Origin of the sequence: Aquirufa antheringensis, from assembly GCF_004307425.1 — a bacterium.
GTDB lineage: Bacteria > Bacteroidota > Bacteroidia > Cytophagales > Spirosomataceae > Aquirufa > Aquirufa antheringensis.
This window is the reverse complement of record NZ_SEWZ01000001.1, coordinates 239,549-259,550: the sequence shown is the minus strand read 5'-3', so window position 1 is coordinate 259,550 and position 20,002 is coordinate 239,549. Positions and strand designations below refer to the sequence as shown.

General features: G+C 42.6%; 11 protein-coding genes. 2 read left to right on the top strand and 9 right to left on the bottom strand.

Annotation, left to right across the window (positions count from 1 at the left end; all coding sequences use genetic code 11):
• Positions 1 to 29: 29 nt before the first annotated feature.
• The 8 genes from EWU21_RS01190 to yidD all read right to left on the bottom strand — a co-directional run bounded on the left by EWU21_RS01190 (position 30) and on the right by yidD (position 17,030).
• Positions 30 to 1,091 carry a DUF4249 domain-containing protein gene (locus tag EWU21_RS01190; protein ID WP_130894966.1) on the bottom strand — a complete coding sequence of 354 codons (1,062 nt, stop codon included), beginning with the start codon at positions 1,089 to 1,091 and terminating at the stop codon, positions 30 to 32.
• Positions 1,091 to 3,604, bottom strand: coding sequence for a TonB-dependent receptor (locus EWU21_RS01185; RefSeq protein ID WP_130894965.1), 2,514 nt, complete (start codon positions 3,602 to 3,604; stop codon positions 1,091 to 1,093). Before EWU21_RS01185 ends, EWU21_RS01190 begins: the two co-directional genes overlap by 1 nt.
• Entirely contained in the window at positions 3,601 to 5,076 is a 1,476-nt protein-coding gene (locus EWU21_RS01180) for an FG-GAP repeat domain-containing protein (RefSeq protein ID WP_130894964.1), read from the bottom strand. Before EWU21_RS01180 ends, EWU21_RS01185 begins: the two co-directional genes overlap by 4 nt.
• A 1-nt stretch (position 5,077) precedes the next feature.
• On the bottom strand, positions 5,078 to 8,371 hold the full coding sequence (locus tag EWU21_RS01175; protein ID WP_130894963.1) for a VCBS repeat-containing protein: 3,294 nt from the start codon (positions 8,369 to 8,371) through the stop codon (positions 5,078 to 5,080).
• Positions 8,372 to 8,375: 4 nt separating this feature from the next.
• Positions 8,376 to 11,675 (bottom strand): VCBS repeat-containing protein, encoded by a 3,300-nt coding sequence (locus EWU21_RS01170; protein WP_130894962.1) that lies wholly within the window; start codon positions 11,673 to 11,675, stop codon positions 8,376 to 8,378.
• A gap of 116 nt (positions 11,676 to 11,791) precedes the next feature.
• Positions 11,792 to 13,261, bottom strand: coding sequence for a RagB/SusD family nutrient uptake outer membrane protein (locus tag EWU21_RS01165; RefSeq protein ID WP_130894961.1), 1,470 nt, complete (start codon positions 13,259 to 13,261; stop codon positions 11,792 to 11,794).
• Between the two features lie 53 nt (positions 13,262 to 13,314).
• Complete coding sequence (locus EWU21_RS01160; RefSeq protein WP_130894960.1) at positions 13,315 to 16,311, bottom strand: SusC/RagA family TonB-linked outer membrane protein; 2,997 nt, start codon at positions 16,309 to 16,311, stop codon at positions 13,315 to 13,317.
• A 494-nt stretch (positions 16,312 to 16,805) separates the two neighbouring features.
• A complete protein-coding gene (yidD, locus tag EWU21_RS01155; RefSeq protein WP_130894959.1) occupies positions 16,806 to 17,030 on the bottom strand; it encodes a membrane protein insertion efficiency factor YidD in 225 nt (74 codons plus the stop codon).
• A gap of 71 nt (positions 17,031 to 17,101) precedes the next feature.
• Here yidD and EWU21_RS01150 point away from each other — a divergent pair, with 71 nt between their 5' ends.
• Together EWU21_RS01150 and EWU21_RS01145 are read left to right on the top strand one after the other, a co-directional pair.
• Positions 17,102 to 18,328, top strand: a complete 1,227-nt coding sequence (locus EWU21_RS01150; RefSeq protein ID WP_130894958.1) for a serine hydrolase domain-containing protein — start codon at positions 17,102 to 17,104, stop codon at positions 18,326 to 18,328.
• An 11-nt stretch (positions 18,329 to 18,339) separates the two neighbouring features.
• Complete coding sequence (locus EWU21_RS01145) at positions 18,340 to 18,864, top strand: nuclear transport factor 2 family protein (RefSeq protein ID WP_130894957.1); 525 nt, start codon at positions 18,340 to 18,342, stop codon at positions 18,862 to 18,864.
• A 277-nt stretch (positions 18,865 to 19,141) separates the two neighbouring features.
• Here the strand turns inward: EWU21_RS01145 and EWU21_RS01140 are convergent, their stop codons facing one another.
• Entirely contained in the window at positions 19,142 to 19,969 is an 828-nt protein-coding gene (locus EWU21_RS01140) for an inositol oxygenase family protein (protein WP_130894956.1), read from the bottom strand.
• Between the last annotated feature and the right edge of the window lie 33 nt (positions 19,970 to 20,002).

Below are 20,002 nucleotides of genomic sequence, written 5' to 3'. Positions count from 1 at the left end.
AAAAAAACTATTATGCAAGCATACTATATTTATAATGGAGGCAAGGAATATCCGAGGTTATATTTGATAAAAGCGGCGTCTTTGCAATTCCAAAGGGGGATGTCTTTGTAGCGCACATTTTGGAAGTCTACATAAAACAATAATTTCTGATAAGCCTCTGTAGGAATCCCATTAAAGCGGTCTACACTCAATCGCTTCTGCGTTAATCCGCCCACCATAAAATAGCCCAAAACCTCCTGTGAAGGATCGCTTGTACAGGTTAAGTTACCGATCACCTGAGCAGGCACCTTATCAAAAATCCCCCCACTTAACTTGCGCTGATCCTCTAATCGTTTCCAATAGGTATGCGTTTCTTTAGATACCGAATAGACATCTAATTGCACCACCCAATCCGTCAAATCCTCATAAGGAAGCTGACCTAAATCCAAAGATAAATTCTTACCGCTGAGCAAAAAATCATCGAGTAAATAAGGCTGCGTGTTCTGCGGAGCTTGCCAGCATTTGCAATTGCAGGCTGGAACGGGAGCGGGTGGTGGTGGCGGATTAGGACAGGTTAATAAAAACTGTCTAAAGTCCTGGCGCTTCACGAAATAAAAATCTTCGGTGGCTTTGGGATCCTTGATACTTGCCGTTAGTGGAAAGCGCATATCTTCCACTTTAGTCGCATCCTTAAAAGAATACGAAAATTCAGCCAATTCTGGAGCGGCATTAATCGTTTGAAAATTCGATTCAATGGTTTTTCCCCCTGAAAGCTTAATGCGTAATTTGTATTTTTGGCCTACCTCGCCTTTAAAACCGACTGGACTCAAATAATAGCCTTTACTCTTTTCATAATAGGCCGTTTCCTTCCCATTACCATCCACAATGCGCACATTGGCATCTGTGATGGGCTGACCAGAAAACTGCGTCGCGTCGTAGGGAGAATAAGCACTCACGTAGTTCAAGCGCACGTTATAGGGACCGTCTACATTCGAAATTTCACCGTAGACCACGATGGCTGAACTCACGTTTTGGGTTTGAAAATCCTCGATCTCCGTCTCGCAAGAACTCAAAAGAAACAAGGCACAGAAAAATAAGAGTAAGTGTCTCATTAGAATTTGAAGTTATAAGTGATAGATGGAATCGCGGCGCCCAAAACCGACAATTGGAAAGTTTTCGCTTGGTTAATTTCGCCGGTCGAGGAACGGAAGTAAACGGAATAGGCGTTCTGGCGACCTAATAAGTTATAGATCGAGAAGTTCCAGCTGCCTTGCCAGCGCTTACCTGGTTTGGGATCAATCGTTATCCCCACGTCTAAGCGGATGTAATCTGGGATTCGCTCTGCATTTCGCAACGTGAACGAGGCGGTGGAATAGCCATCTAACAGTTCTTTGATTTCTTTAGGCTGCAAAAAGGTGTACGTCGTTCCGTTGTAGGTATACGATGATTGTGCCAAACCTGGTCGCGGAAATATCCCTGTCGCCACCGCATAGTCGTACAAATCATTAAACGAATAAATCTTGTAACGACCATTCGGATACGTGATCGGGCGACCCGTCGTGTAGGTAAAGTTCGCATTGAATGAGATGCGATTTGTCCAGCGATTATTCAACACAAATTTAAAGGTGTGTGGCGTATCAAAGTTCGCCGGGAATTGAATCCCAAAATTCGCTTCTTTCTGATTCTCATTCGCCTGAATCGTTCTAAACGTCCTTGCATAGGTATACGAAATCCAACCGGTCAATCGCTTGCCGCGTGACTTTTTCAAGAAGAATTCTCCCCCATACGCTAAACCCTTACCCACTAATAATTGTGTCTCCACCGTCGGGTTCAAATATAATTGCGCTCCATCCACATAATCCACCACGTTGTTTAAATTCTTGTAATAGAATTCTGCGGAGGTTTCGAAAACGGCGTTTGAAGCATTCGTGAAGTTCTTGAAGAAACCGATGGAATATTGATCTGCGATTTGGGGAGGAATTTGTTGATTCGAATTCTTCCAAATATCAGAGGGCGAAACGGCCATCGTATTCGACAATAAGTGGCGGAACTGCTGCATGCGGTTGAAACCGATTTTGATCGAGAAACTTGTGTCTAATTTAATAGCGAACGAAAGACGCGGTTCGAATCCACCATACGTAGCTACTACCTCATTAGAAGCTGCACTCAGCGTGTCCGTAATCGTATTGATTTCACGAGGTGTCCCTAGTTTATATTGGTAGAAATCACCTGGCCCTAACAATTGATAAGACGCATAGCGAAGTCCATAATCTAAACTCAATTTCTTGCCAAGTGGTAAACTGTGGCCTAGATAGGCCGCCATCTCCCGGGTATGCTCGGTGGACATCGCGAATTTGTCTACCTTAGAAGAGGACGAATTAGGTAAGAAACTACCTGCATCATTCGTAAAGGCCGATAACTCTGCACCCGCATCCAGGCGACCATATTTACCTAAGTCCTTGCTCAACTCTTCCTTAACGGAGGTTTGGATGATGGATGGTTTCCAAAGGAATTCCAAGCCACTTTTTTGGCCCTCAATCCCATAGGTATAATCGCTATAAAAAGCCGTAAAATTATGAGACAAATCACCCTTCAATAAGGCATTGTGTTTAAAGCTTAACGCCTTCGTGTTCCAAGAATACAGGGTATCCTGCGCAAATTTGAATCCATCATTGCTCGCATAACCGGATAAAGAGATGCGCTGGTTCTTCCCAAATCGATGTGTCAACTTAAAATTCACATCATAGAAATCCGCCTTGCTTTTCGCTAGACTCGGATTAGGGAAATACTTCAGATAAAAGTCCGAAACAGAACCGCGGGCTCCCACGATTAAAGATGTTTTTCCTTTCACTAAAGGTCCATCCACTAAAATGCGAGATGAAATGGGTCCCACGCCACCCTGCAATGACCATTTTTCAAAATCGCCTTCCTTCACGCGCACATCTAAAACGGATGAAGCGCGACCGCCGTACATGGAGGGAATACCACCTTTGTACAAGCTCAAATCCTGGACCATATCGGCATTAAAACCGGTGAAGAATCCGAATAAATGGGAGGTGTTAAATAAGGGAACACCGTCTAACAAGACCAGGTTTTGATCCACATTACCACCTCGGACGTTGAATCCTGAGGCGCCCTCGCCTACGGTCGATACCCCGGGCAACAATAAAATACTACGAATCACATCGGCCTCACCCATTAAGGTAGGCAGTTTTTTCAAGGTTTTGGAAGACATCTTCTCCACCCCCATCATGGCTCGGTTCACGTTCGCATCTGCCTTTTCCGCTGTGATGACCACCTCGCCTAATAATTGCTCGGAGCGTTCTAATTCGATGGTTGTTTGGGTGTTTTTAGAGAGATCTAAGCGAAAGGTTTTGTACTTATAGCCTAGACTTCTCGCTATGACTTGATAGGATCTAGCGGCAATCGTGACAGTAAACTGCCCAAGCGAATCAGAGGTTCCCCCGGCAGAGGAGCCAGAGAAAAAGACCGAAGCTCCAGCAATGGGTGCTTTATTCTCTACATCGACAATTTTTCCACTAAAGATGACATAACCTTTGCGTTGGGCAAAAGTCAATGGGCCACAGAGTAGCAATAATAGGATTACCCTTAGGCTTAGTTTCATTTTGTTTTATTTCGTAAGATGAGCAGACCTTTTGCCTGCTTCCATTGAGGATCAAATCCTCCTTGTGGGAATTTAGCCACCGCGTGGGAACCCAACGCCACATCTAAATCACCGTCTCCATCCAGATCCGCCACGTCCATCACAGACCAGCGACCCAAGTGTTGTATGGGTAAAGTCATTGGAACAAAGGTTCCTTTTTTATTCTCAAAATACATCGCCCCCTCGCCCGGTCTAGCCGCCACATCTGGGAACAAGGCAATCGATATCAAGTCCGCATCGCCATCGCCGTCAAAATCGCCGGGCATTACTTTGGTGGCGCCGTTTTGAGAGAAAAAGGCTTTTTGTCTGAATGTAAATCCACCCGTATTTTCGAAAACATACATCCCGTGGTATGGCTTTAAAACCGTCGTAAAATCGGCATTATCCCCTGCCGTATAAATGATATCCAAGTCCTTGTCCCCATCGATATCCACGACATCGAACGAAGAGGATCCATAGATAGAGGGGAAACGAAGTAGTTGTTTTTCTTTGAACTTCAATCCACCTAAGTTCTCATAGAGCAAAATACGCTCATCACCCTGCGCAAACTGCGCCAAAATATCGAGACGACCATCCCCCGTAAAATCGCGAACAATCGTCTTCGTCGCCCCAGTTTGCGGATTCAACACCTGTTTTTTGTACGTGCCTTTATCCAACTTCCAGACACTCATTCCACCCACCTTAAATCCGAATTCAGACGTGATCAATTCATCGCCTGCTTCCGCATCCAAGTTAGCTGACACCAAACCAATCGGGCGATTCAATCCTTGCACTAATTTCTTACCTGTCGTCGCTTGGCTTACGAATCCATTCACGTCCGGATTGGCCTGTGTCGTGGTCCCGATGAACGTATACAAGGTTTCGGAACCTAACAGAGTAATATCTGTCAAGGCATCTTGATCTTTCTTAGTTTCGAGTAATTTTCCCGCCGCATCCCACTTCCAAATCACGCGATTCGATTGATCCCCTGCGGTGATTTGATGACGTCGCGCATCTATTCTGACGGCTGTCATATTAGGCAAAGTTGTACCGGGCAAGGTGGCTACGATGGGTTCTGCTTCGAATAGAGTCTGCGAAGGCAAAGGAATATAAGCAGGCATCTCCAAAGTTTTGGGCGCCTCCTCTAAATAATAGGCCTTGATCTTTTCCCAGTCTTCATCTGGAATCATCTGCGAACCTGGACCTAGAATCGTGTAATCAGATAGCGGTTTTTCCAACATCCCGATCTCCTTATTCACCCCCATCATGATTCCCATGTAGGGCAAGGTGCTATACTGCCACACATTTTTAGGTAAACTCGCGGGATCCGGAAGCAAGTGGCAAGAGGCACAATAGGTTTTTGCTAGCTCTTTCCCCTCCGCTGCTTTGTTCGAGCAGCTGGGCAAGCCATAGGCTAGTACCGAGAAGAGGGCGATTGCCAGCAGATTGCGCATCCTATAATTTCTTAAACACCTGGAGTTTATCGTTATTACGAGCCACTAGGTACAAGATTCCAGCGGTAGTCTTCACCTGTTTTATGTCGCGAATGTCGCCTTCGAGCATCAAACCTGTGTCTGTGGGGATAAGTGGTTTGAACCCGCCTTTCCCATTGCCTTTCAGGATTAGCCCAAAGAAGGCATCATAACGCGCCTGGTACATCGAAGCGCCGTTAAAGTTACCTCCCACGATCACGTCCAGGTTTCCATCTTTGTCCACATCCTCCGTGCGCATGACCATGATTTTAGAAACCTGAGCTAATGGAGGAAGCGCTACCATTTTGAAGGTCTTGTTTCCTTGGTTTTCCAAGTAAACAGATTCAAACGTATTCACGCGTTTTTCCTCCGCACCCTCTAATTCCTTATCGCCAAAAATCTCCTCCACCGTCTTACCCGCGAACATATGGTAGGCCGTATATTTCTTATTGATGATACTTGGAATCTGTTTTCCCATCTCATCCTTGCTATTAATCGGGAACCAATCATCCCCACGGTTATACGATACGATATGCTCTTTGGTATCATTTTTATCGATGTCCTTAATCTGCATCCGCAACTGACCCTCTAAGTCCTTGCGAAGCTTCGTGTTCGTCCCTAGATTTCCTATGATGAAGTCCATATCGCCATCTTTGTCAAAATCCGCCGCCGTTATACCTGACCAGAATCCCGTCTTCTCTTCCAGTCCATTCTCGATTAATTTGAATTTCCCTTTGTTATTTTCAAAGGTCTTAATCGGCATCCAATCACCCACCACGGTTAAATCTTGATCTCCATCTTTATCAATATCTGCCCAAATCGCCTCCGTCAACATCCCCGCCTCACGCAATTCCGGAGCAAGTGCAACAGTCTTATCTGCAAAGTGCCCCTTACCGTCATTCACTAATAAATAAGAACGCGGCGAAGCGCCATACGAATAACCTACGACACGGCCACCCACAAACAAATCCATATCTCCATCGCGGTCGATATCGCAAGGACGAACCACTGATTTATTATCGTACATCGGAGGTAAGGCATTCAAGGCGCGGGTGAAATTCCCTTTGCCATCATTCGTATACAAACGATCGAATTGCTCCGGCATTTTGTCAAAGAATTCATTTCCCCCGGTTACCACATACAAATCTAAATCCGTATCTCCATCTGCATCAAAGAACAGGGCATCCACATCTTCATATAATGAATCTGCCTTAAATACGGGCTGATTTGATACCACAAAGCCAGCACCTTTCTGAAGCAATAATTGACCTGCCTGGTATTTCGCACCACTCAGGTACACATCTTCCAGACCATCTCCATTCACGTCACCCACCGAAATTTTCGGTCCTTCGATCGATACCTTGAAAGGTATTAAAAGCTCGCGATTGAAATCGAAATACACATTTTCCTGGTGCTGGTACGGCACATTTATTCCGGCCGTCACCTCCGCAAAAAGTGGCTTCACCGGCGCAGAGAACACGTAATCTTTCACATTTACGTTCGCATTCTTTTGCTCCATCGTTAACGTGGTATTAATCTTAGGATTCTTAATGATCTGCATTTTTTCATTCTCCCAAATCACGAGCATCTCATCCACCTGCTGTAAATCTCCGATACCGAAAAGTAAAGTAGGCTCTACCGAACTCATAAAACCACGCGTGGGCATCATCTGCTGCAATTGCTGTCCGTCTTTCGTTTTCAAGATGACCTTTGCCCCTATACCAAACGTATTTCCGCCATCACCTTTGAATTTAACATTGACGAAATTATGCTTCAATAATTGGCGGCTGTTGTTTTGGTAGACACTTGCCTTTTCATTCAAGTTGTTTGTCACTAAATCCAAATCACCGTCGTTGTCTAAATCCGCATACGTTGATCCGTTCGAAACGCCTTTTTCTTCAAAGCCCCATTTAATTGATTTATCTACGAAACGTAAATCCTTCGCGCCTTTAAAAATGTAATTGTGTACACGGCCATCCGGCATCAAATCGATGGCTTCTTGATCTAATTTCTCCGACGTAGGCAAACCATAATGCAGCGAATCGCCAATGACGAATTTCAAATAATCTAAGTCATTCGGGCGGCGTAAAATACCGTTCGAGATGAAGATATCTTTAATGCCATCGCCATCATAGTCATTCATTAAAGTCGACCAACTCCAATCTGTCGCGGCAACTCCGGAAGAGGCAGCGATGTCGGAGAATTTTTGGCCTCCCATATTTAACTGAAGACAGTTACGGCTGTATTGATTGAAATAACCGAACTGTAATTTGTACATGTAGATGTCCAAAGGATCCTCTCCCACAGACGATTTCTCCACTTTCTCGTCATCCGGATACATATCCAAGGTCATCACATCTTGAAAGCCATCGTTATTAATATCCGCCACATCTGAACCCATCGAGAAGCGACTCAAGTGCTTGAAGTGATCGCGAATACCTTCTTTGTAAGTACCGTCCTTTTGATTGATATAGTAATAATCATCCTCGTGAAAGTCATTGCTCACGTAGATATCTAACCAGCCATCGTTGTTAATGTCCGCCACCGAAATTCCTAGACCATAACCCATTGCCGCTTGGTAGATGCCAGACTCTTTCGACACATCTACGAATTTGCCTCCATCGTTTCGGTATAAATAATCGCCCGCCTCGTTATCTTTCAACGAACGCGTATTGACGCGGTCATACGAACGCGTGTTGTGCACGGCGTGATTCAATAAGTAGCAGTCTAAATCGCCATCTTTATCGTAATCAAAAAAGGCCGCTTGAGTGGAGAATCCGGTGAAATCTAAACCGAATTCATTCGATTTCTCTGTAAACGTATTGTCACCGTTGTTGATGTATAACTCGTTCGACCCTTCTAAACCTTTGTAATTCCCTACCGCACAAATGTAGATATCCAAAAAGCCATCCGCATTTACGTCGGCCATCGTCACCCCCGTTTTCCAGTCAGAGAATCCTTCGATTCCTGCCTTCACGGAGATGTCTTCAAATTGCATATCTCCCTTGTTCAGGTACAATTTGTTTTTGCCTTGGTTTGACACAAAAAACAAATCTACCAGGCCATCATTGTTGATATCACCAGACGAAACTCCGCCTCCATTGTAGAAATAGAGATAATCTAGGATATTGAAATCCTTCGTTTCTGTGATATTATTTGAAAAATCGATGTGCGTTTTTTCTGCATCTAATTTTTCAAAAAGCACTACATCATCACCTGAATTACAGGCAAAAAGAACAATAGAAAGAAAGAGAATTGAAAAATAATTGGTACGCATTGTTTTAAAATTTAAATACTTGGGCTTTGTCATCATTTTTGGCCAATACTACATACGTCGACTTTCCTCCTTTTACGAGCGCCATATTACGTACTTGACCGAGGGTTTTAAATCCTGTTTGCTTTGATAATTTCACGGCGAACTTCCCTTTTCCTTGTCCTTCTAGTAGAAGACCATAATTCGCATCAAATCGCCCCCATTCCGGAAGTGAATCAAAGAAATTACCCGCTAATAAAATATCTAGTTTGCCATCCTTATTGAAATCGGCTGCTTGAATTCCCCTAATAGGAGAGAATTGAGCCTGGTAAGGAAGTGCTTGCAAGCTAAAGTTGCCTTTCCCATCGTTGATCATAAAGGACGATTGAGTGGTCGTAATTTGACGCACAGTTCCACCTTCACGCTGTTCTTCCGTGAATAATTCGTCTACCGTTTTGTTCGCATAATCCTTGTACTTGATGAACTTTTTCTTAATCATCGGAAGCGCACGCTGCATCTCCCCTTTCAACACCATCGGATAGGTATTTCCATCCTCTGTTACGCAAGAGATGATTTGTTCGATGGCACCATTCTTATCAAAATCCCCTACGTGTAAGTAGGCCGGTGACTCAGCTGAGGCTTTAATCTTAGAATTTAGGCCAAAATTCCCCAGCACAAAATCCATATCCCCATCGCCATCTATGTCCGCCGGTTTAATACAAGACCAAAGTCCTTCCGATCCCGCAACGGGCTCCTGCTTCGTTAATTTTCTACCTCTTTCATTCTTAAACACAACCACCGGACCCCAATCTTGCGTCACTAAAAGATCTACATAGCCATCGCCATTCACATCAGCCCATTCTGAATCAGTCACCATCCCTAGCTCTGTCACTTGTGGCATGTAGCGTTTTGACTGATTCTTGAACCCTCCCGTTCCATCGTTGATAAACAGATTGCTTTGGGCACTTTGGCCATACTTCGCATTGATCATCCGCGTTCCCACGAATAAATCGATGTCACCATCCTTATCGTAATCCGCAGCAGATACACTTGAACCATTTTCGTAAATCATTGGGAATCGAACATCACGTTTTAGGTTGCCTTTGCCGTCATTCAAATACAATAAATCGTGAAGTTCCGGCGCATTCTCCGCGAACTCATTACTTCCCGTTACCACGAACAAATCTAAGTCGCCATCTTTATCCGCATCGAAGAAAGTCGCATCCGTATTCTCAGTAGTCTGATCTAAACTGAAATCTGCTTGAGGAGAATTGACGAATTTGCCACCGGTTTTTTGGATAAATAATTGCTTGATTTGACCCGCTGCCCCACCTAGGTAAATATCTTCTAGACCATCACCATTTACATCACCCACCGCTAAAGCTGGTCCTTGTGTAGAATACTTTTGTTTTAATAACACATCGCGATCGTAGTCATTGAACATACTTTCCACGTGTAGATAATCCAATAAACCAGATGTCACATCTGCAAAAATCGGTGTTTGTTTCGCCTCAAAAAAGTGGAAGATCTCCTTTGCATTCTCCTGCTTAAGGGTAATGATCTGATCCGCTTTCACAGATTTAATTGTTTCGATCTTATCGTTTGGCCATAAAACCTGTACCGAATCAATCGCTCCATTCGCTCCTAATCCAAAGACCATTTGGTGATCACTCGACGATTGAAAACCGCGATTCGGCATTTGCTGCAATACTTTGAATCCGCCTTTCTGATACACCGTTACGCGAGCTCCGATACCATTCAAATTACGATCCGCCCCTTTCAGATGTACGGTCAAATAATGGTTCTTTAACTTCTCATTCGACTTGTTTTTATAAACTGACAAAGGTGCATTCACATTATTCACCACTAAGTCTAAATCACCATCATTGTCTAAGTCACCATAGGCAGAACCGTTCGAGAATCCTGGGCCCTCTAAACCCCATGATTTTACTTGATTCGAGAATTTCAAATCGCCCTCGTTTTTGTAGGCGTAATTCGGGATAGGTACGGAGGAGATTTTATCTGTAAACTCTTTGTAATCGAACTTCTTGCCATCTAGCATTTGCTGCATCGTGTTGCGATCGCCTAAGAAATCGACGAAATCTTGATCCGTTAGATCTTTCGCAATACCATTCGCCACAAAAATATCCTTCTTTCCGTCATTGTCCATGTCGAAGATCAAGGCGCCCCAGCTCCAATCCGTCGCATGTACACCGGCTAATTGACCCACCTCAGAGAAGGTGCCATCGCCATTATTCAGCTGCAAATTATTGCGCATATATTGATTCCAAAACCCACGCTTCTTCTTCAACTCCACTAGGTTATATCCCTCAAATACCGACGTAGTCTTTAACCGGCGATCGTCGCCCGGCAACATATCCGTTACGAAGATGTCCATGTAGCCATCGTCGTTCAAATCCGCCATATCCGCACCCATCGAACTAAGCGAAATATGCGGCATCTCATTCTCTAAATCTTCCTTAAACGTGCCGTTCTTTTGATTGATATATAAATAATCACGCTCATAAAAGTCATTTGAAATATAAATATCAGGCCAGTTGTCATTATTGACATCGCCTATCGTAATTCCTAAACCAAAACCAATTAAACTTCCATAAATACCTGCCGTCTCCGACACATCGGTAAAATGAAGTTCCTTTCCATCCTTGCTATCATTTCTAAATAACTTATCACCCCCTAACTTATCTCGCTCCTCCCGCAAATTCGTATACCCTAATTTATCAATCGGGGTGAAACTGTTATTCAACAAATACATATCCAAATCGCCATCGCGATCGTAATCGAAGAAAGCCGCGTGCGTCGAAAATCCTCCATCTTCTAGACCAGCTTCTTTAGCCTGATCCTTATAAGTAGGCACACCACCCTTTATTCCTTGATTAATGTACAATTGATTCCCACGCTGATCACGTGAACCTGAATTACACACATAGATGTCCATCAAGCCATCTCCATTCACATCTGCAAACGTAACACCAGTAGACCAAAACTTCTTCCCCACAATCCCTGACTTCACCGTAATATCCTCGAACTTCATCGACCCCTTATTCAAATACAACTTATTGTCTTCGAAATTAGAGGTCACAAAAAGATCCGATAAACCATCATTATTCACGTCGCCTATCGCCACGCCTCCTCCATTATAGAAATTGCGGTAATTGAAGATATTGAACTCTTTTTTCTCCAAACTACGGTTGACAAAATCAATACCGGTTTGCTCCGCAGGCAACTCCTCGAAAAGATTGTCCTCCTGCTGAGAACAGGAGAAAAGACTAATGGAAATAAGAAAGATTAAAGGGTAATTTTTCATTCTGAATGATCGAATTTTTGCGCTACAAAAATACAAAATACGAGGGGCATATAAAACCCGCCTAAAACAAAAAGGCAGAACCAAATGGTTCTGCCTTTCTATCAAAAACCGTCAGATTAATATCCTGGATTTTGAGTCAATAATGGGTTAGCATCACGACGAGGTTGTGGAATTGGGAACAATTCACGCGTCTTGTCAGTCACCTTCATGAACTTACGCTCAACAGAGAACTTACCGAAACGAATTAAGTCGTTACGTCTCCATCCTTCCCAAGCTAACTCACGACCACGCTCAGCTAAGATATCATCAGCTGTAATAGCAGTCAACGGAGCAACACCTGAACGAGTACGGATAGCATTTACGTCTGTCAACGCTTGCGCTGTATTTCCTAAACGGAAAGCAGCTTCAGCACGCATTAAGATAACGTCAGCTAAACGTAAGAATACGTAGTCATTTGATTGATCACCGTTCGGGTTGTTCTTTTGGATCTCATATTTCTGAGAACGGATACCAGCTACTTGGTAAACTGCATCTGCATCAGTCATTTGATCTTTATCCCAATCCGCAACGAATGCTAAATCAGCACCTTTTGCATCTTTCAACTTAGCTCCAGAAGCAGCATATTGCTGTCCTTTGATCCACATAGCACCACGTAAGTCACCAGACTCAAATGAGTTATAGAAGTCAGCTAAAGTACAGAAACCGTTCCAAGGAGAGTTACCTAAACCATACGTTTGTTGGTTAGCATAGTGTAACGTTCTCATTTGGAAGTTCATACCACCCGCTTTGAATGAATCAAAAGGGATCGCGAAGATATTCTCGTTAGAACCTTGGTTTTGAACGATAAAGTTAGACAACGTAGAAGAAGCTAATGACCAGTTGTTCGAAGATTTGATAACTTGATCAGCTGTATCATACGCTTTTTGCCATTGTGCTGTACCGCTATAAACTGCTGCATTTAAGTATACTTTCGCTAACAATGCTTTAGCAGCATCTTGTGTCATACGAGAGTAAGCCTTACCTGAAGGCAAGTTAGGAATAGCAGAAGTCAATTCTGAAACGATGAATGCATAAACCTCAGCACGCGTCTTAGTCGCAGCAGAAGACTTGTTATCTGTTACGATAGGTACATTACCGAATGCATCCACCGCCATGAAGTAATAGATCGCACGTACTGCACGTAACTCATCTACTGCTTTTTGGTTAGAAGCAACCACTGGGATCAATTGGTTCACCTGAGAGATGTTACCAAAAATGAATCCCCACATTCCATTGATAGGACCGTGTTGTGGAGTCCATGTGTGACGAGAATACGCTAACCAGTCACCACCGTCAAACCAGTCACCACCACGTGTAGGAACGATTAACTCATCCGAAGATGCTTCACTTGGATTAAACCAATCCCAAGTGATACCACGTAGACCACCATAAGCAGGTCCTAATGCCGCAGCAATTTGAGCGTCAGTTTTCAAGAACTGATCCGCAGGGATCGAATCGTAAACTGGCTCAGTTAAATCTGTACAAGACGATAGGGCTAACGAAGCGAAAACACCTACTGAAAGTACTTTATAGATATATTTTTTCATTTTTTTAATTATTTTATTAATTAAGTTATATAACTAATAGAGTGGTATTTTGTTTAGAAAGACAAATTGATACCCGCAGTAAATGCACGAGTTTTGTAATATGTCTCACGAACATCGATACCTGGAGCAGCAGAACCAATGGCTAGGTTTTGGCTAACTTCTGGATCTACACCAGAGTAATTAGTGAACAACAATAAGTTGTTACCAGCTACATAAACACGAGCTCTTTTGAATACACCTTTAGATGCAAAAGTGTAACCTAATGAAGCGTTGTTCAAACGGATGTGATCTCCTGATTCTACGTAGTAATCCATAGGGATAGTACGCTCATCATTGATAATCGATGTTAAAGCAGATTTCAATGCATTTGATTCAGCAATACGTCCATCTTGACGACCTAATAATAGGTTGTTTGTGTTAACGATTTTAGCACCTGCATTTCCAGTGAATTGGAATTGTAAGTCAAATGCCTTGTAACGTACGTTCGTAGTTAAACCTCCTACAAATTTAGGATTAGGATCACCTAAGTAAGTACGATCTTTTGCGTTAGGATCTACTGTACCATCACCGTTAAGGTCTTGGAATACATAACGACCATTTTCGATTTTCGCAATTTTCGCTCCGTAGAACACACCTACTGGTTGACCAGCTTGTAAAACTGAGAAGTTTACAGCTGATGTACCACGGATAAAGCTTCCTAAAGTAGTAGACAAGAATACTTGGTCTGCTGCAGCGAACTCATCATTTTTCAATGCGATCAATTCGTTCTGGTTGAATGAACCAGCGAATGTAGAGCTAATTGACCAATCTTGTGTATCTAACCATTGGTAAGTAGCCGAAACTTCAATACCGCGGTTTTGCATCGAACCAATGTTCGCTAAGATCGTAGGATATACATATCCTTTTTCTTGCGGAGCATTAACCGTGTACAATAAATCCTTCGTTTGACGAGTATACCAGTCAATCGATCCAGTTAACTTACCTTTCAAGATAGAGAAGTCGATACCAGCACCGTAGTTTTCGTTAATCTCCCACTTCAAGTTAGGGTTCGGGTTAGATTGGATAGCGTATGCAGGTAAGAAGTCATCTGCTGAACCATCATAGTATGACCCTGATGGACCGTAGAATGATTTAGATAACAACGGACGAATACCTTCCGAGTTACCTGTTCTACCCCAAGAAACACGAAGCTTCAAGTTGTCGATTGTAGTATTTCCTTTTAAGAATGCTTCTTCAGATAATGACCAACCCACTGAAACCGATGGGAATAAACCCCACTTGTTGTTATCACCGAATTTAGTCGAACCATCACGACGCATGTTCACTGTAGCGAAATACTTGTTCATTAACGAGTATTGAGCACGAGCTAAGAAAGAAACTAATTTGTATTCGTTTTTGTAAGAATACAATAAAGAAGGATTCGTACGAATACCTAAACCAGAACCAATGTTATCAGCACCAAACGCATCTGTTAAGAAGTTGTTGTTAGCAGCACCGAAACCGTCGTTAACTACATCTTGGTAAGTATAACCTCCTAATAATGTCAAAGTAGACACATCAGATAATTTCTTAGTCCAGTTCAAAGTAGCTTCTAATTGCTTATCCGTTACTGAGTTCAATGAACGAGAAGCAGAGTTTCCACCTACAGTAGACAATAAGTTACCTGGAGTAGTTGAAGCGAAATAAGAGTTGTTCGCGTTTTGAGTACGTAATGTACCTGAAACGTTGAATACTAAACCATCTAAGATAGTATAAGCAGCAGATGCATTGAATAAGAAATCTTGTAAACGTTGTGTGTTAGATTTCTTCTCTAAAGCCGCTAACGGGTTAAAGTTTGCGAATGTACCTGGCAATTGGAAATAATTTCCGTTTGCAGCATAAACTGGATCAGTTGGACGCATGTTCATGGCAAAACCTACTGCACGGTTATCCGAGAATGTACCGTTTGTTTGCATAGCTGACATGTTAAATTTCATCATCAACTTACCATCTAATGCCTTAGCATCTAAGTTCAAACGACCTGTTAAACGATCTTTAGCTGAACCGATCAATGTACCAGTTTGGTCTAAATAACCTACTGAAGCACGGTATGATAAATTTTCTGAACCGCCAGAAACACCTACGTTGTGGTTTTGAGAAACCGCAGTACGTGTAATAACGTCTAACCAATCTGTGTTAGCACCGTTGTCATCAAATGTTTGCTTGTATTTCGATGCAGCAGCACGGAATTCAGCAGCGTTTAATAACTCAGGACGTTGAGAAATAGTCTCAGCACCTACATAAGCTGAATAATCAACTGTAGGAGCACCTGATTTACCACGTTTTGTGTTGATCAAGATAACACCATTCGCACCACGAGAACCGTAGATAGCAGCAGAAGATGCATCACGTAAAACGTCCATAGATAAGATATCTTCTGGAGCAACGTTTTCGATAGGAGCACCAATCACACCGTCAATTACGTATAATGGCTCTGAACCTGCGTTCAATGAACCTGTACCACGTAAACGAACAGTTGGACGAGAGTTAGGATCTCCTGAAGACTGCGTAATTACTAAACCAGCCACTTTACCTTGAGCAGCAGCTAATGGGTTAGTTACTACACCCGCGTTAAATTCACGAGAACCTAAACTTGTTACAGTTCCAGAAATCTCTTTACGCTTTTGTGTACCGTAACCTACTACCACAACTTCCTCTAAAGATTTGTTGTCTGCAGCTAAAGAAACGTTTACTACAGAACCTGTAGCTTTTACTTCTTTAGAAGTATAACCTACGAATGTGAACACTAAAGTGCTTCCACTTCCTGCGTTTACTTTATAGGTACCGTTAATGTCAGTTTGAGCACCTTTTGTAGTACCTTTAACAGTAACAGAAACACCAGGGATTGCTGAGCCATCAGCAGCATCAGTAACTTTCCCTGAAACCACATCTTGAGCAAAAGCACCCAAGGAAATTAATAGTGCTACAGCAACACTAAAAGCTTGCTTGAAGCCTAGGTTACTAACACTTGATCGCACAAGGCGACCCACTCTTTTGTAAGAATGAATCATAAGTGAAAAATTAAGGGTTAAAAATGATTAATGATTCTTGTAGGTCTTGTTCTTATTCCTTTAATATATAGAAGACAGAGTTTCTGCTGGCCGAAGCCTTCTGAAATGCCCTTGTAATCGTTTACACAAGGAGACTAATTTCAAAACCTTCACAAAAAAAGTAAGAATAAATTGAATAAAAAAATGAAAATAGATAATGAAACGATGACTTTAGGGCCACAAATTGTACTTAATCTAGATTTTGTTGAAAGCTAGCACAGTATAGGACAGAATCTGAAAATAATCTAATTGTTAGCTAATTATAAACAGAGCCCCTATTTCAAAGTCATTTTTAGACCAAAACCTCCAAAACAGCTCGCATTCGATTGTATTTTTTCAATAGAAACTTTTTTGAAAAAAAAATCACTTTTTTTTCGGTAATCTAATGCCAAAAATAATTTAGGATAAAATTAGAATAATACAATTAAAACAGTGCTACACTGTTGCGTCGGAGTTCAAGGCACCGGATCATGACCACTTCCTCCCCAGGGATGGCAACTACCTACCCGTTTCAAGGTAAGACGTAAACCTTCGATTAGGCCGTGCTTTTGAAAGGCTATCTTAGCATATTCAGAACAGGTAGGCGTGTAGCGGCAGGAATTAGGAAGAAAGGGAGAAATCATCCCTTGGTATAAGCGAATGAAGACTAGAAAAAAGAAAACAAAAATCCGCTGTATCATAGGGTTTGAAATAAGGCCTTTTCTGATTAAATTGCTTTTAAATTTAACAAATACATTTCGCAATTTCGCATATGAATCGTAGGTCTTTGGCTCTTAGTATTTTGGCATCCTTATTCTGCATGGCCTCCTGCAATAATGTTCCTGGTCATTTTTTTGCCAAAAACAGCGCGGTCGAAAAGAGAAACGATAGTATTGCGAGTTTATTTGACCCTAAAATAGCGCAGCAAAAAGCGATTAAACTCGATACCTTCTTTAAAACCTTACAAAAGAAAACAGGATTCAATGGTACCGTGCTAGTCGCACAATATGGTAAGATTATTTACAAACGCGCTTTTGGGATTGCGAATAACTTCACGAAAGCACAATTAAGTACGCGAACTCCCTTTCAATTAGCCTCCGTTTCTAAGCAATTCACCGCCGTTTCCATCTTACAATTGATGGAACAAGGGAAATTAAAACTCGATGATCGAGTAGAACAACACATCCCCGGTTTTCCCTACGATTCCAGCATCACCATTCGCAGCTTATTGACACACAAGTCTGGCCTACCTAATTACGCCTATTGTTTGGATAAATACTATGACAAGAAAGCCCCGTTAACAAATGCCAAAGTGGTCGAACTGTTCAACAAAATCAAACCGGGCATCGATTACCACCCGAATCGCCAGTTTCATTACAATAATACCAATTACATTTTATTGGCTTATATCGTAGAGCGCATTAGCGGTAAAGGTTTCAGGGAATACGTAAAAGAAAACATTTTCACGCCTGCGGGCATGAGCGAGTCTTTTGTATATGATCCGCAACACCCGGAATTACTTAAAAAATCGGCTACTGGCTATCAACCCAAACGTTCCGGACTTGCCGTGGTAGGTTTCGACCATTTAGATGGTGTTACCGGGGACAAAGGAATTTATTCTACGGTGGAGGATATGTTTCTTTGGGACCAGGCTTTGAATTCAGAAACGGTAGTCAAACTTAGCTCCTTAGCGGAAGCATTTACACCACAACATACGAAGCCTAAAGTCCTTGCAACGAACTACGGCTTAGGCTGGCGATTGAAGCAACTTGAGAATGGAGAATGGCTTACTTACCACACAGGCTGGTGGCACGGATTCAAAAATTATTATTTGCATAATCAAAAAGACAATTCGGCTATTATCATTTTAGGTAATATGGCGAATCATTCGTTAGCCAAAGTCAATATCGTTCAATCCATCTTGTATCCTGAAAAAGCGAAATTCTTCCTGAAAGGAGAAAATCTCCCAGCAGAAAGCGAATCTTCAGGAGGCAATTAATTAAACAAACCATGAAAAATCTATTTATTGCACTGTTTTGCCTAGTAGCCACCTCGGCTTTCGCTCAATCAGAAGACGAGGGCATTAAATCTGCCATTACTTCTTACACGGAAGGTTTCACAAAAGGCGACACAGCTAGCCTTGGCCGTGCTTTCGCAAGCAATGCACTACTGAGAAACCTCAATACCACGACTGGAAAAATCACAGACACCCCTTTGCGTAAATTCATCGCAGGTATGCCAGCAGGCGGCGCAAAAGCAACTGGAGCTCTATTAAATTACTCTTATGCTGGAACTTCGGCGGTAGCGACAGTGGAATTCAAGTTTGATGATTTCAAGTACATCGATTTACTAAGCTTAATTAAAATGAACGACGATTGGAAAATCGTTTGTCGCGTATATAGTCGGGTGCCTTTAGATGTTAATCTGGCGACGGGTCAGGGTGCCAAAACAGGTGCAACGAAGTCCACTCCTACAAAAGCAGCTGCACCGGTTAAGAAAGCGGTGGCGAAGCCGAAGGCGGATGATGGATGGTGATAAATTTCTTCTCCCTGCTTAAAACGGCGCAAGCACATGTTTTGTAGCAGGGAGAAGAAATTTATCTCTGGAAATAGGTGGCGATTTTTGACCCCAATCTAAAACTTATTTCAGAAAGAGATTAAAACTAAAATACCCCGTAGAAAATATGTGCTCGCGCCATTTTCAAGGGGTATTTTAGTTTTATGAGGCCAAGAGCCCTTTTTATTTTGGATAGTTCTTTAGAGGCTCCGCAAAAAACATGTGCTTGCGCCGTTTTTAAGGAGCCTCTAAAGAACTACCAATAAATAGGCCCTTTACCGAGATATTTCTCCGCAATCGGCTTATAATACTCCTTCAATTCCTCATACACAGGAATCACAGGAGATTTGGTATACAAATCATATTGATTGAAATCGCGGATCCACTCGAGGTATTGCGAGTCTTTATCGTTCAGCAAAGCTTTGTAGCTACCGCCTGAGTGCCATGGGTAGAATGAATGATACCGAATCATGGCCATTCCTGCTTCTGGGATAGTATTCTCTTGGTGATTACGTAGTATTTGGAATAAATATTCATCGTGTCCCCAGGCTAGATGAACGTTATCTAGACCACATCCTGCTTCGTAAACTCCTAATTCGGTATTGTAGCGAGGGTCTTGCATGTCCGGATTCAAGGCATTGAACTCTGGATAGACACAAGAGTCTGGCAATTTACATCCTATGACAAATACATCTCCTACTAATCCCCATTGTTCGGCTTGTGAAGTGCCGTCTTCGTCTGAACCGAATAAGTACATGGCCTTTCCGAGGTCATGAATTAAACCGACTAACTGCATCCAGTCGGGGCGATTGTCCGCGCGCATACCTTCTGCAGATTGCAATAGGTGAATGATGTTAGGTAGATTTAAATCAGGATCGGAAACATCGACGAGGACGTTTAGGCGCTCCATCATTTCCCAAAGATCCATGGGACGTTCGAATGTCAGGTATTTGGCCTTCATGCGCTGAACGTAGTCGTAGGTTTGGCGAGAGCGCATTTTGCGGTAATGTTCTTTTACGGCAGCGGTGATATCACCTTGATCGTAATTTCTAAACTGCTCTTTTTCTTTAATAGGGGTTTCCATAGTCCTAGATTTTGGACCAATTTACAAAAAGGC

Coding starts and splice junctions, on each gene's coding strand:
- EWU21_RS01175 (WP_130894963.1), bottom strand. CDS start 8,371: ATGCGTACCAATTATTTTTCAATTCTCTTTCTTTCTATTGTTCTTTTT.
- EWU21_RS01190 (WP_130894966.1), bottom strand. CDS start 1,091: ATGAGACACTTACTCTTATTTTTCTGTGCCTTGTTTCTTTTGAGTTCT.
- yidD (WP_130894959.1), bottom strand. CDS start 17,030: ATGATACAGCGGATTTTTGTTTTCTTTTTTCTAGTCTTCATTCGCTTA.
- EWU21_RS01185 (WP_130894965.1), bottom strand. CDS start 3,604: ATGAAACTAAGCCTAAGGGTAATCCTATTATTGCTACTCTGTGGCCCA.
- EWU21_RS01180 (WP_130894964.1), bottom strand. CDS start 5,076: ATGCGCAATCTGCTGGCAATCGCCCTCTTCTCGGTACTAGCCTATGGC.
- EWU21_RS01145 (WP_130894957.1), top strand. CDS start 18,340: ATGAAAAATCTATTTATTGCACTGTTTTGCCTAGTAGCCACCTCGGCT.
- EWU21_RS01170 (WP_130894962.1), bottom strand. CDS start 11,675: ATGAAAAATTACCCTTTAATCTTTCTTATTTCCATTAGTCTTTTCTCC.
- EWU21_RS01165 (WP_130894961.1), bottom strand. CDS start 13,261: ATGAAAAAATATATCTATAAAGTACTTTCAGTAGGTGTTTTCGCTTCG.
- EWU21_RS01160 (WP_130894960.1), bottom strand. CDS start 16,311: ATGATTCATTCTTACAAAAGAGTGGGTCGCCTTGTGCGATCAAGTGTT.
- EWU21_RS01140 (WP_130894956.1), bottom strand. CDS start 19,969: ATGGAAACCCCTATTAAAGAAAAAGAGCAGTTTAGAAATTACGATCAA.
- EWU21_RS01150 (WP_130894958.1), top strand. CDS start 17,102: ATGAATCGTAGGTCTTTGGCTCTTAGTATTTTGGCATCCTTATTCTGC.